Genomic DNA, 13,504 nt, shown 5'->3' with positions numbered 1-13,504 from the left:
TATGACCACACACCCCGGTCGATAGGCCGCCCCGCTACACCACCACCGGCAGCACACCCACCAGCGACGCATTCCACGACCCGTCCAGGTGCGCGACGTGGAACACCTCCTGCGGTCCGGTGATCCCGTCTGTGATCTGCGTGACCCCGGTGTTGTTCACGATGAGCCACAGGTCGGCACTGGTGCGGGTGTCGGCGGTGATGACCACCGACTTGATCACCTGCAGCGGCGACGCGAACAGCTTGCCGGTGCCGAACAGGGCCGCCACGTCCGACGCCGTGGCCGCGCGCGACACGGTCGCGGTGCCGGTGCCCGACACCCAGGCGCCGTTGTTTTCCACCAGAGCCACGCCGCCATTGGCCAGTGCCAGGTACTGGTTGCCGGTCGCGAGGTTGGCGGTCAGCTTGCTGATGTCCACCGCCTTGTTCAGCAGCTTGCTGAAGTCCAGCGTGTCCTTGCCGTTGCCGAAGTCGGTAATCGTGGTGGTGGAGGTGCCCGTCTGGTAGACGCTGCTGGCCGCCAGCACGAAACGGTCGTCGCCGGCGCCGCCGGTGAGGGTGTCGCGGCCGGCGCTGGCTTCCAGCACGTCCACGCCGTCGTTGCCGCGCAGGATGTCGTCGCCCCGGCCACCCACCGCGCTGGAGCCGCCCACCGGCGCCCAGAAGCTGTTGGCCTTTACCGGGTCGCCGACGAAGGTCACCTTGCCCTTGCCGACCGTGTCGCGCGCATCGAAGCTGGTAGAGCCGGCGGCCATGACCTTCGCAAAATCGGCGACCGAGCCGGTCAGGCTGCAGTCCTGGGTGAAGAACACCTTGAACGCCGTGCTGCCGCCCAGCTTGTAGCTGCCGGCCGCCATGTCCCAGACGATATCCGAGGCCAGGTCGCCCGACAGCTTGGCATCGCTGCCGTTACGGTCCAGCGCCGGCCGCCCGCCGGTGGCCGACAGCCCCGCCGCCGCCAGGGCGGTGACGATGCGCCCGCCGGTCGTGCTGCCGGCCGCCTGGTCCAGTTCCCACCGCGATGCCTCACGCCCTGCGCCGGCCAGGTAGAGCAGCGAGGTTTCGACCATCGCCTCGCTCGCCACCGCCAGGTCCGTCGTGCCCGACGCATCGACCAGCAGTTGCGCCCGGGTGGTCTGCCCGATGTCCAGCCCCGTGGCCATCGCCAGCACGTCGGCCTGGGTGAAGTTGCCCAGGCCCTTGGTCCGCACCAGAAACGCCTGCGCGAAGTCCACCGAATTGGGCAGGCCGTCGTTGCTGAGCGCCAGTCCGGGCATGCTGAGGCCGATGCGCGCGACATCCAGCATCGAGGCGCCGCCGCGCATGAACTGCATGGCCAAGTTGTAAAGGCCCGCATCGGGGGCGCGGTCGAACAGGAGGAAGAAGAAGCGGGCGAGGTTGTCGGCAGGGCTCTGCGCGACCGAGGGGGAGGCGTAGAGCCAGCGCAGGGCGTCGCCCAAAGTGGCGGTGCCGGAGTCGACGCGGGTGGACAGGGCCGTGAGCAGCGAATCACCGGGTTGATCGATCGTCAGCACTTGGAAGAAGTTGGCGATGACGGATTTGGTGGGGGGCTTGGTCGCTGTAGCCATGGGCAGAGAATTTTTTCGGGTCCTACTCAGCGTATCGGCTTACGACCGTGGAAACTTGAATGCGGTTCAACCCTCCACACCGCTGAGCAATACCGCGTTGCACTGTCAATCAAGCTTCCGCTTAAGCGCACCATGGGTTCAACACAACCGTCTTTGACGTCGCTATTCCCCATGGCGACCTTGCAAAACCTACTCTTAAAACTAGCAAGACACTCGAAGCACTATGCGATTTGCAGTGTCTTCAATAAGCATATATCTCGCTCCAAAAATTCTTTTGCCTGCCTCCTCAACTCACAAATATTATCCTCAGCACTCCGCAAAGCGACCCCATCTTTCATTATTATTTGATTTTGAGAACTCAAAATTTCCCATGCAAATCCAGCCCAGTCATCTGGCGATTTTCGGCCTTTTGAAATCGCAAGCAGAAACAGTTGCTGGAATCTTCCGACATTTATCCCGCCACCAGTAAGTGGGCTGGCCAAATAAGCAATCTCAGCGCCAGATCGAGCGCGCTCAAAAAAATAGGCGTTTAAACGGTCTGTGTGCTTTTTTGCATTCGCTGCCAAATTTTTTTCCCGCACAGGGACAACATCACCCTTGCCGATGAGCACAAGCAAACACTCAATCAATTGATCAATATTTACACCCTCCTCCCTGAGAACGTGCGCCAGCGAGTAGATTGAAATCGGCTGTTTTTCCGCCATGGCAGACAGGACTGGTCGGTAAATATTCTCAGCCAATACGGCCTCCCCTTGCGGCCCCTTTACATTGAGCGCGACCGAGTCACAATCCTTAATCAACAAAACACGCTGCACAAGTAAATAATTATGTCTTTCAAGATTTGTTATCTTTCGCCCGCCTTTGATCCAATAGTCTCTTCTGAACTGCTGATTGAGCACAAAATCACGAACAGTTTCACGAAAAACAACATCTTGAAAACCTGATATAAACGACTGCTGATCTGGCGTAAGACCAATACCCGGAACAAGCTCGAGATAATTGGCAGAACAAGCATAACTCATTTTAGCATCGCTCATCCAACTGTCCATCTCAGAAAAAGACATTGGCCGCCAGTCTTTATTGAAATACTCGTGCGCCAAATAATTCCTTTGCAAGCCCTTCATAGAGTTCAAACGAGCAAGCGCTGGAGTGTTCGCACGAAAAAAAGCCGGGTTTACTTTTTCCAAATCCTCAGCGAATTTTAAAGCCTCGTCGATTCTTGAAACTATTGGACTGCCCGGAGCGCTCATGACCGCGGAATGATTTACCAACAAATTACGCAGGGGAATACTAGGCGCCCAGCCAGTATCAACATTATAGCTGACATATAGCACACCGCCGACCTTCAACTTGCGTCGAATGAAGTCGGTTATTGTTTTGCGGTTGGTATCAGAGATCCAACTCCATATTCCGTGCAAACCTATAAAACTAAAATCAGGCAAATCGTCGCGCGCGCAAAAATCAAAAAAAGCCTCATCGCTCAATTCCGATCTCGCACCCGACGCAGCAGCCATTTCACGTGCAAATCCCGCCTGCACAGGATTAAAATCATTACCCCACCAAGATACCGCACCACTCGCGGCATGAATATTTATACTCAAACCCTGACCAAAACCCAACTCACATCCGTCACCAGGGCCTGGAGGAACAAAACCCATAGTCGCAAGAGCCAGATCCGCCCTTAGAGGGTTCAATTCCCCGTAATAACCAAAGTTATAGTCGATCTCAGTGACATAACCATCAGACCAGTCCAAAGCCACAGTTGCTCCAATACAGTTCCAACAATAAACAAAAGGCCTCTGTCACGAAGTGACAGAGGCCTTTTTCAACAATGCCCGACCTTCGCCGAGCATCGGCTTAAAGCCAATTAAGCGAAAGTGAAGTCCGCAACCGTCAGGCTCGACAGATCCACAACGCCCGTCAGCTTAACAACCGTATCGGTTGCTGCAGCATCTGTAAGGCCAGCAGCGTTGTTGGTCAGCACTTCAACAACATAGGTGTTGCCACTGAACTGGAACCACTTAATTGCCGCATTAGTACCACCGTTGGTGCTAGAGGAGGCAATACCCAGTGCTGCTGCAAGCGTTGCTGCTCCCGAAACGTCGATTTTGCCGGCAGTGAAAGTTTCAGTACCCTGATCCTTGAACTGAATAGAGTCAACCTTTGTCGCGAAGTCGGTAATGGTGACGATTTCTTTGCCGGCACCGTAAACGGAACTCTTGACATCGAAACGATCAGCCCCGCCATTACCGGTCAGCGTGTCAGCGCCGGTTCCAGAAACGAGAGTGTCAGCCCCAGTACCGCCGATCAAAATATCAGCCTTGCTGGAACCGGTCACGGTCAGCTTGCCGGTAAATGCCGAAGCATCAACCTTAGAACCAATATTTGCACCAGCCAGAGCATTGGTGATGGTCAAATCCGTATCACCAGTGATGGTAATCGCCGAATTGTCGTTATTACCAAGAGCGGTAATCACGTTTGCGCTTCCAGCCTTCGTTGCAACACCAGTCGACGAAAGCGCAACGGTGGTGATGCCACTCAGGTTCAGTGCTGCCAAGGTTTTCGCAGCGCCGTTAACGTTGTTGATTTCAACAGACGTCGAGGTATCACCAACCTTGTTAGCAATCGTCACGGTGCCGGTGTTACCGGCTTGGTTGTCGATTACAAACTTGCTGGAGTTGTTGGCATTAGTGAACGATTCGCTCAGGTTACCCGAGCCAACGCGGAACTGATTAATGGACGTCAGAGTGGAAACGTCAACACCCGAACCAGTAGTGTTGAAGCCGAGGACTTCGAAGCCCGTAGCAGCGTTGATCTTTGCAACTTGTGCAGAGCTCAGTGCTGCACCTTCGTTCGTGATCAGAGAGTCGCCGGTGCCAGCGCCGCCATCCAATTGCGAACCTGCAGCCACTTGGGCCAGTGCACCAGCTTTCAAAACCAGGGAATCATTACCAGCGCCGCCCTTGAATGCAAAAGTCGTAGCGACTGTTGCAGCGGTCACGTCTGCGGTCACACCAGCGGTAGTGGCAGAAGCATCAATCGTCTTGACGTTGGCAGTGCCTTCAGTAAGAGTGATTTTCTGGTCACCAGTAATGGTAAGGGTTGCCAAGTTAGCACCAGTATTGTCCAGCGTAACCTTGCTTGCAGCGCCAGTGCTGTTCAGAGTCAGTGCCGTCCCAACGGAAGTCAGATCAAGCTTGACAGTGCTACCAGTGGTGCCAGTACCAACTGCATTAACGTTCACGGTTGCAGCACCGTTCACATTCACGGTACCGGTGGCGGTAGCCGCAGCGTTTACTTTGATCAGGCTAACAGATTGAGCAGAACCAGTCTTCACGGTGAATACATCACCGTTAGCCATCGCTGCCGGGCTTTCGAGCGTGAGGTTTGTGACGCCAGCCAACGTCGATGCGTCGAAGGTCTTAGTATTGGTCAGAACACCGTTGTTCAGCCACAGCGACTCAACGTTCGACAGTTGCGGCAACGTAAGCGTGTCGATTGCGTCAGCTGCTTTGTTGAACAACTTGAAGGTGTCGAAACCAGCACCGCCATTAACCTGATCGCCAGCCGTAGCAGTCAGGTTCGTGCCGGTGTTATCACCGATGATCGTGTCGTTTGCAGCCGTACCAGTGATGACATCAATGCCCGTCGTCAGCGTCAGGTTGGGTGACACACCGCTGATCGAGGTAGGACGATCACTGGAGCTGTTTGCAGCTTGCGAATAGGACAGGTTCGAAGCGACAGCATTGCTGAATGCAGTTGCAACAGAACCATAGGAGGAGTCGTTCGTGAGCGAAAGCAGACGCTCGGCCAAGTTCAGAACCACTTGACCACGATTGGCAGCACCGAAGATGCCGAGAACGTCAGCAACATACTGAGCCAGATCCGGACGGTTAGAGAAACCGGCGTTCGACACGATCAGCGAACCGAGCTGTGCATTGGTCAGACCCGAGGTGGCGCCTTGGATTTGAGCAACGATGGCAGCTTCGCCGTTGGCAGCATAGTTCTGCGACAGGTTCAGGTAGGTGCTGGAAGCCGGAGCTGCGCCGCGGACGAGCTGGTAGCCAGCAATGATTGCGATGTCTTTAGACAGTGCCATGAGAGTCCTAGTAGAGGAAGGTTGAGAACCGATGAGACGTTCGGGGAGACTCGCCTCCGTGATGCCCACGGCAGCCTGCCACCCCCTAAGTCGCGTGGGCATTATCACTGAAACCGGGAAAGGCCCCGGACCGGCGACAGATGCTTCATTGCCAACTTGGGCGCAAATATAAAAGGCGCTCCAGACGCGCACAAGTGACGCTCGTCACACGTTGTACCAAACAGCGGACCACCCCTAGTGGCGCCCGTCTTGGCGGCTGGGCGACGGGGCCTGACCAACCCCGCCGCCCAACCGTGCCGAACCCAGCATTGCACTCGAAAAACATGCGGTTCCTTGCCCCAACCTTCCACAACCGAGGCAGGCGGATTGTAGCTCCTATATGAGATGCCTATATGAGATTTTTTGTGAGGCACTAAAACGTTCCAAAACGCCCTGTCGTCACGAAAAGTTGCAAACTAGCCACATCCCCTGCGCGGCGCAGTGCCGGGCGCCGCCTACCAGCTGACCCGCAGGCTGGTGTACGGCCCCTTGCTGCTCAGGCGGAACAGCGACAGTCTGGCGCGCTGCTCCAGCCATTCGGCGCCCACCGTCCACTGCGCGTGGGGCGACAAGGTCAGCTGGTATTCCAGCCGTGCCACGGTGCGGGTGGTCTCGCGCACACGGTTGTTGTCCAGGAAGGGGCGGTAGCCCTGGCTGTCGGTGTAGCGGCCCAGTTCCAGGTCGGCCAGCAGGCCGCCGGGCAGGCCCTGCCCTGCCGCGCCAGCCAGGGCCGCCAAGGCGGTCAAAGGCAGGTAGGTGGCCACGCGCACGCTGCTCTGCACCTGCCGGCCGCCGGGGCGGTCGGGGTTGGTCGGGTTGTCGGCGCCGTGGCGCACGGCGGCCAGCCACTGGCCGCCGGTGCCGGTGTCGCAGGCGAACGAGGCCGCGCCGCCCAGGTAGCGGCCCGACAACACCTCGTTGCTCAGGTAGCGGCGCGACTGCAGTTCCAGCCCGGCGCGGGCCTGGCAGGCCTTCAGCACGCCTTCGCGCCACAGGCCGGCCCAGCCGCCGGCCACGCCGGTGGCGGCATAGCGGGTGCCCGACTGGATCTGCACGCTGGCGGCCGATGCGGCGGCATAGGCGCCGGTGGCGTTGCCGGTGCGCTCGTCGCGGCGCAGGAAGGTGCGCTCGACGGCGGCATCGCCCTGGGTGGAATCGGCCTCGGGCGCCGCGTGGCTGCGGCGGCGGCGCAGGTTGGCGCTCAGTTCCCAGCGGCTGCCGTCGGCGTCGTCGCGGCGCAGCTCGATCTGCGCATCGGCCCGCAGGTAGCTGCCGGGCCGCGCCAGCAGGCTGCCGTCGACCACCTCGCGCTCGACCGGCGGGGCGTCCAGCGGGGTCAGCGTCAGCCGGGTCAGGTTGGGCGCGCCCGCCAGGTTGCTGTCGTGCCCCGCGCGCAGCGTGGCCGACAGCCGGTGCCGCCATTGGCCGGCGGGCTGCCAGGCGGCCTGCAGGGTGGTAAGGGCCGGGCGCAGGCGGGCCGGCAGGTCGGGGTCGGCCAGCAGCGAGCGGATCAGGCCGAGGGACGAGAGCGCATCGCCCACGCCGGCCAGGGCGATGGCGTAGTCCACCCGGGCGCCCTTCTGGTCGGGGTCGAACATCAGCGCCCGCTCCAGGTGGTCGGCGGCATCGACGTAGCGGCCCTGCTCCAGGTACAGCCGGCCCAGCATGGCCAGGAAGTCGCTGTCGCGCTGGCAGTCTGACAGTGCAGCCTGCCAGGCGTCGAGCGCGCCGGGGGCGTCGGGCGCGGGCAGGCGAGCGCGGGCCTCGCAGGCGGCGCCGTCGGGGGCGGATGCGGCGCTGGCGCCGGTGGGCACGGCTGCGAGGGCGCTGGCGGCGGTGTCGGCAACCGCGGGTGCTACGGTGGGCGCCGGCTCGGCCGCAACGGCGCCCGCGCAGGCGCCGGCCGCGGCGCAGGCCCACAGCAGGTGGCGCACGGCCGGCCGCCGCGGGGCCCTAATGGTCGGTGTCGTTGCCAACGGCGGCCCGCAGCGGGTAGGCGTAGACATGGTGCGGCACCCGCATGCCTTCCAGCAGGAAGGTGCCCATCGACTGCAGGCCGGCGGCGCCGACCTGCGCGGCCAGCCCTTCGCCAACCAGGATCGGGTGGGCTAGTTCGCCGGTCATCTCGACCAGCCGGCTGGCGATGGTGACGGTGCGGCCCATCACCATGTGGGTCCGCCGCCGCGCCAGCCCGAAAGATCCGGCCATGGCCGGCCCGGTCTCGACGCTGATGCCGAGCGAGAGCGGCTCCAGGCCCGCCGGCGCCGGGTCGGGCAGCACGCCGTGGATGGCGCGCAGCAGCGCCACCGCGGCCTGCAGCGCCTGGCGGGCGCCCTCTTCGGTGGACAGGCCGTCGCGGGCGGTGTCGGGACTGCCGTTCCACACGGCGAAGACGGCATCGCCCTGGAAGGCCTCGATCACGCCGCCATGCTCTTCCACCACCCGGGTGGCGGTGGAGAAGAAGGCGTGCAGCACGGCGGCCGCCTCTTCCGGCGGGCGGGTGTCGCAGTACGCGGAAAAGTTGCGGATATCGGCGAACAGCACCGACACCTGCCGCGTGACGGCCTTGATCGCGCCCGAGGGCGGCTGCAGCGCCAGCGCCGCGGCCACCGGGGCCGGCAGGTAGCTGGACAGGTGGGCGTAGAGCTGGTCGCGGTCGATGCGGCTGCGGGCGTGTTCCAGGATGCCCAGGGTCGAGCCGAACAGCAGCACGAACAGCACCGGTGCCTGCCAGCCGATCCACACCGCCCCGCGCGTGAGCAGCAGCGCATGGCCGCCCCACAGCAGCACGCACCACACGATGGCCACCAGCGGCAGCAGGTAGACCGGGAAGCGCCGCGGCCGGCGCTGCGGCGCGCCTGCGGTTGCCGCCGCTCCAGCACTACCACCCGCTGGAGCCGCCCGCCACGGCCGGAGGGACAGCGCCAGCAACCCCAGCATGCCCAGCCCGGCGGCGGCAGCCTGCACCGCCGGCCCGGCGCGCGGGGTGGAGGGCGTGCGGCCGTCGATCAGCGCGGTGACGATCTGCAGGTGCGCCAGGAAGCCGGCGCTCATGCCGCCGAACGGCGTGCCGATGGAGTCGTTCAGCCCGAAGGCGCTGCTGCCCAGCAGCACCCAGGCATTGGACAGCAGCCCGGCAGAAGCCCGGCCGGCCAGCACGTCGGCGGCGGACACGCTGGCGTAGGCGTCGGGGTGCTGGTGCCAGGCGATGCGCAGGTCGCCCCGCGCGTCGAGCGGCACCGGGCCGGTGAGTTGCGGCGCGCCGAGCTTCCAGGCCGGGTCCCACCAGCCGGTGCCGCGCTCCAGCGACAAGTCGGGCGCGCCGGTGCCCTGCATCAGCGCCGCCAGGCCGAGTGCTGGATAGGACTTGCCCTGGAAGCAGATGACCGCCGGTTGGTGCCGCACGATGCCGTCGCTGCCCACCCGCGGAGTGATGTGGCCGGCCCGGGCGAAGCGGATCGCCTCGTAGTTGGCCAGGTAGCCGGCAGCGGTGGCGAACGGTGCCGGGCAGGCGGGCCAGTCGAGCGCACCGGTCAGGGCGCCCACCGACGGGCTGCCGCCCTGCTCCAGCGCCAGCACCTGGGCAGTGACCGGCTGGTGGCGGGCGATGGCACCGGTCAGAGCCTCGCTGCCGGGCAGGCTGTCGGGAAAGACGATGTCGAAGATCTGCTGGCCGGCGCCGGCCGCAGCGATGCGGTCGATCAGCCGGGCCTGGGTTTCGCGCGGCCAGGGCCAGGGACCGACTTCGCGCAGGCTGCGCTCGTCGATGTCCACCACGACGATGCGGCGCTCTTCCTTGCGGTCGGCGCCCAGCCGCCAGACGAGGTCACCGGAGCGTTCTTCCAGCTGTGCCAGCAGCGGGCCGGCGCCCGCCTGCAGCGCTGCCCACAGCAGGGTGGCGAGCAGCACCGCCAGCAGCGCGACGCCGTACCGGCCCGGAAGCCCCCCTCTCCACGGCGCCAATCAACGCCCCCAGAGGGTGATGCCCTTGAGTTCGCCTTCGGTGAGCGTGCGGTTGAAGTAGTAGGCGGCCTGCGACCGGTCGTTGGTCACGATGCCCGAGGTGTGCGGGCTGGTGAGCACGCCGGTGGCCTTGTCGATCGTGCCGCCCTTTTCTTCCAGGGTGACCGTCTTGATCGTCGGGTTGGTGATGGTGAGGGAGGTGTCGTACGTGTTGCGCACGAAGTCCATGCTGAGCGTGCCCTTGTCGACCGAGGCGGCCTCCAGCACGCCGCCGGCGCGGGTGAGGTTGGCGGCGGCGCCGGCCAGGCGGAAATCGGCCTTCACCTCGCCGGAGATCGGTGCGCTGCCGGCGGCCGGGTCGCGGAAGATGCGGTAGCCGCTGTCCAGCATGAGCAGGCTGCTGGGGGAGACGTATTCCCAGCCGGCCTTGCTGGCGTCCGTCAGCACCGTGACAGCAGGGCCGCCGGTATTGATGGGGGTGACCGACGCGATGCTGATCTTGTCGCCGATGGGCGCGGTACTGACGTTGGCTTCGTAGGTGCCCCAGCGGCCCCAAGCCAGCTGGTCCACCACCGGCGGCCTGGTCGCGACGATGGGCGTGCTGCCGCCCACCGTGTCCGCACCGCCTGCGCTGCCGCCGGTCCCGCTGCCGGCACCCGGCACCGTGACCGGGCCGACCGCCGCCAGGAAGGTCTGCACCGCGTTGACCTTCTGTTCGCTGGCGACCACCTTCTCGACCACCGTGGGATCGGCGTCCGACAGCTTGGTCGATGCGGCCGGCGCCGCGGTGGTGCGGGTGCCGAGGGCGATGTGCTCGATCGAGGGCACGACCTGGGCGGTCGCCTGCATGCGGGCCAGCTCCAGCGTCTGGCCCTTCATATCGGCGGTCAGCAGCTTTTCGGCGCCGTTCAGGCAGGGGCCGAGCGAGCCCTGGCAGCCGCCGGCCAGCGGCGTGAGCGCGATGGCGCCGGCATAGACCGAGGCGAAGGTGGTGCCGCCGCGGGTGCGCGCGACGAAGTCGGTGCCCTTCACGCCGATGGCGGCGACGGGCGTGTTGAGCCGGAACTTGTCGCGCGCGGCTTCGCCCCAGGTGCCGGTGATGGAGCGCACCACGCCCTCGTCGAGCCGGAACTTGATCGCGTTGAGGGCGGGCACGTCGGCCGAATGGCTGTAGTTCTCGATCTGCAGGCGGCTGGACGGCCGGACGCTGACCCGGCCGCCGTCGACGAAACGCAGGTGCACGTGGCCGCCGGCCTGGGTCTCCACCCGGTCGCCGACACGGATCGGGGTGCCGCGGTCGACCGTGGCGGCTTCGCCGCTGGGCGAGATGACACGGGCCACGCCGATGACGAGGGTCGCCTCGCCGACGATCGGCGCCGAGGCAGTCGCGCCCGCGGCACAGGCGGCCGCCCACAGCAGGCCGCCGGCCCACACGGGGCGGAAGGCGAAGGACCGGGAATGCTTGCGATCGGACATGGTGGCACCTTTGAGCAGACCGATTTTCGCACGCGGGCCCGGGCGCGCGTTGTGCGCCGGATCACAGATGATGCGTGGGGCGAACTGGCTAAACTGGGTCCAGAATGCCAGTTTCGTTACAACTGCTGGGGCAGTTCCCGCTGCTGCGCCCGATTCCGCAGGACACCCTCGCCGTGCTGTCGCAGCAGATGACGCTGCAGTCCTTCGCGCGCCGGGCGATGGTGCTGTCGAAGGACAAGCCCACGCTGGAACTGGGCTTTCTGGTGGACGGCCGACTGCAGGGCGTGGATTTCACGGTGGACGGCCGCAGCGTGGGCCTGTACTTCGTGGAGCCGGGCGACTACTTCGGGGAGTTGTCGGTGGTCGACGGCAAGGCGCCGTCGGAATTCGTGGTGGCGGCCAACAAGTCGACCGTCGCGTTCCTGGAAGCGCGGGCGGCGCGGGAGCTGATCCTGGGCCACCCGGAACTCGCCCGGGCGGTGATGGAACGCCTCGCCCACCGGGTGCGCGCCGTGACGGCCCAGCGCACGCTGCTCGGCCTGCCCAACCCGTTCCAGCGGCTGAGCGTGCTGCTGCTGCAGCTGTCCCAGGACCGCCCGGGCACCGGCCCCGAGGTGGACCAGGTGCCGACCCACCAGGAGCTGGCGATCATGATCAACGCCAGCCGCGAAACCGTGACCCGGGCCTTCCAGGTGCTGTTCCTGCACAAGGTGCTGGTGCGCGAAGGCAATACACTGCGGCTGGTCCAGCCCGCGATGCTCCGGGACATCGCCGAAGGCCGCACCGAGCCGCCCAAGGCCTGACCCCGCGGGGCGCGTCCGGCCCCGCCTGCTTCCTGCCCGGCTGCGTTTTTCGCCTTTCCCTGCCATGCATCCAGATTCCCCTTCCCCCACCGGCGGCACCGAGATTCGCTGGGCCGAGATCGGCGGCGAGCGCTATGCCGTCCGCGACCTGACGCCGGACGACACCAGCGCCATGCTGGCCCTGCACCGCCGGGTGTTCGGCGCGGACTCCGATACCTCCTGGTTCGACTGGAAGTACCAGGCCGGCGGCGCAGTCGGTGTGGCCATGTGGCGCGGCGACGAGATGGTCGCGCACGGCGCGGGCCTGCCCCGGCCGCTGTGGCACCGGGGTGTGCGCACCACCGGCATGCAGGTGGGCGACGTGATGACCGCACCCGAATACCGCGGCATCCTGACCCGCCAGGGCCCGTTCTTCCACACGACCAAGATGCTCTACGAGAGCAAGCTCGGGCCGGCACCGAAGATCGCGATCGGCTACGGCTTCCCGAGCGAGCGCCACATGCGGCTCGGCGCCGCCCTGCGGCTGGGCTGGGACCGGGGCCCGATCCACGGCCTGTCGTGGCCGGCGGCCGATCCGGCGCAGCCCGCGCCGGCCCTGCGCTGGTGGCGCTGGGAACCGCTGGATGCGGCCGCGCCGGGCTTCGACGCCGCCATCCAGGGCGCCTGGGATGCGATGCGGCCCGAAGCCGCGGCGATGGGCCTCACGCTCGGCGAGCGCAGCCCCGCCTACCTGCGCTGGCGCTTCTGCGACCGGCCCGACAAGGCCTACCGCTTCTTCGCGTTGCGCCGGCCCTGGAGCCGCACCGTCCGCGGCATCGCGGTGACCGAGATCCCGGCGGCCGGCCGGCCGATGATGTGGCTGGACTGGGTCGGCCCGCTGCGCCTGATGGCGCTGGCGACGCTTGCCTGCCGGCGCGAAGCCGGCCGCGCGGGCGCCAGTGGCATGACCGCCTGGGCGACGCCGGCGGTGCGCGAGCACCTGGCGGCCACCGGCCTGTCGGACGTGACCGAGACGGCGCGCCTGGGCGTGCCGGTGGCGTCCGACGTGCAGGCGGACGCGGTCGCCGGCTTCCGCTGGTGGTTCATGGGCGGCGATACCGACTTCCTCTGACCGCCCTCCCCTTCTTCCGATCCCGCTTCCGCCCATGACCGCTCCCCCTTCGGCGACCGCCGCCCGCGACGCCCTGCTGTTCGTCGTCGGCGTCAACGACATCGGCACCTTCCAGCAGCGGCTGATGCAGTCGCCCTGCCTGCAGCCGGGCGGCTGGCCAGTGATCGCGCACGTCGGCGCCCGCTCGGCCGCCGAGGCGTTCAACGGCGCGATGGACGGCACTGCGCGTGCCGCCGGCGTGCGCTGGCTGGTCTGGGTGCACCAGGACGTGGTGCTGCCGGTGGGCTGGGACGTGCGCTTCCTGGCGGCACTGGCCGAGGCCACCGGCAGCACCACGTCCTGGTGCACCCAGACCAGCCAGCGCACGCCGGCGGCACGCGCAGTGCCGTCCATCGCGCCGTTGAACGCCTCGGCGGCCGAGCGGG

At 65.3% G+C, this 13,504-nt stretch carries 9 protein-coding genes; 3 read left to right on the top strand and 6 right to left on the bottom strand.

The annotated features are described in order from the left end of the window. Nucleotides 1-34 precede the first annotated feature (34 nt). From QZ500_RS06190 to QZ500_RS06165, 6 genes are all read right to left on the bottom strand, one after another. Nucleotides 35-1,588 carry a M10 family metallopeptidase C-terminal domain-containing protein gene (locus QZ500_RS06190; RefSeq protein ID WP_295852321.1) on the bottom strand — a complete coding sequence of 518 codons (1,554 nt, stop codon included), beginning with the start codon at nucleotides 1,586-1,588 and terminating at the stop codon, nucleotides 35-37. 221 nt (nucleotides 1,589-1,809) lie between these two features. Next, nucleotides 1,810-3,348, bottom strand: a complete 1,539-nt coding sequence (locus QZ500_RS06185; RefSeq protein ID WP_295852317.1) for a methyltransferase regulatory domain-containing protein — start codon at nucleotides 3,346-3,348, stop codon at nucleotides 1,810-1,812. Nucleotides 3,349-3,455: 107 nt separating this feature from the next. Continuing rightward, nucleotides 3,456-5,687, bottom strand: coding sequence for a calcium-binding protein (locus QZ500_RS06180; protein WP_295852315.1), 2,232 nt, complete (start codon nucleotides 5,685-5,687; stop codon nucleotides 3,456-3,458). A gap of 494 nt (nucleotides 5,688-6,181) precedes the next feature. Beyond that, nucleotides 6,182-7,660 carry a tetratricopeptide repeat protein gene (locus QZ500_RS06175; protein ID WP_295852310.1) on the bottom strand — a complete coding sequence of 493 codons (1,479 nt, stop codon included), beginning with the start codon at nucleotides 7,658-7,660 and terminating at the stop codon, nucleotides 6,182-6,184. Between the two features lie 19 nt (nucleotides 7,661-7,679). Further along, nucleotides 7,680-9,689: an adenylate/guanylate cyclase domain-containing protein gene (locus QZ500_RS06170; RefSeq protein WP_295852308.1), complete on the bottom strand. Its 2,010-nt coding sequence runs from the start codon at nucleotides 9,687-9,689 to the stop codon at nucleotides 7,680-7,682. After that, nucleotides 9,690-11,165 carry a FecR family protein gene (locus QZ500_RS06165; protein ID WP_295852306.1) on the bottom strand — a complete coding sequence of 492 codons (1,476 nt, stop codon included), beginning with the start codon at nucleotides 11,163-11,165 and terminating at the stop codon, nucleotides 9,690-9,692. It abuts the gene before it with no gap. Between the two features lie 104 nt (nucleotides 11,166-11,269). Here QZ500_RS06165 and QZ500_RS06160 point away from each other — a divergent pair, with 104 nt between their 5' ends. From QZ500_RS06160 to QZ500_RS06150, 3 genes are all read left to right on the top strand, one after another. Beyond that, nucleotides 11,270-11,968 (top strand): Crp/Fnr family transcriptional regulator, encoded by a 699-nt coding sequence (locus tag QZ500_RS06160; protein ID WP_295852303.1) that lies wholly within the window; start codon nucleotides 11,270-11,272, stop codon nucleotides 11,966-11,968. Between the two features lie 64 nt (nucleotides 11,969-12,032). Continuing rightward, a complete protein-coding gene (locus QZ500_RS06155) occupies nucleotides 12,033-13,079 on the top strand; it encodes a GNAT family N-acetyltransferase (RefSeq protein WP_295852300.1) in 1,047 nt (348 codons plus the stop codon). Between the two features lie 34 nt (nucleotides 13,080-13,113). Then, on the top strand, nucleotides 13,114-13,504 hold a 391-nt coding region (locus QZ500_RS06150; RefSeq protein ID WP_295852297.1), incomplete at its 3' end, for a hypothetical protein.

The sequence above is a fragment of the uncultured Xylophilus sp. genome (assembly GCA_913776965.1).
GTDB lineage: Bacteria > Pseudomonadota > Gammaproteobacteria > Burkholderiales > Burkholderiaceae_C > Xylophilus.
This window is presented reverse-complemented; position numbering and strand designations above follow the sequence as displayed.

Excerpts from the sequence above, each read along its gene's own strand:
- QZ500_RS06190 (WP_295852321.1), bottom strand. The coding sequence starts at position 1,588 with ATGGCTACAGCGACCAAGCCCCCCACCAAATCCGTCATCGCCAACTTC.
- QZ500_RS06180 (WP_295852315.1), bottom strand. The coding sequence starts at position 5,687 with ATGGCACTGTCTAAAGACATCGCAATCATTGCTGGCTACCAGCTCGTC.
- QZ500_RS06165 (WP_295852306.1), bottom strand. The coding sequence starts at position 11,165 with ATGTCCGATCGCAAGCATTCCCGGTCCTTCGCCTTCCGCCCCGTGTGG.
- QZ500_RS06160 (WP_295852303.1), top strand. The coding sequence starts at position 11,270 with ATGCCAGTTTCGTTACAACTGCTGGGGCAGTTCCCGCTGCTGCGCCCG.
- QZ500_RS06155 (WP_295852300.1), top strand. The coding sequence starts at position 12,033 with ATGCATCCAGATTCCCCTTCCCCCACCGGCGGCACCGAGATTCGCTGG.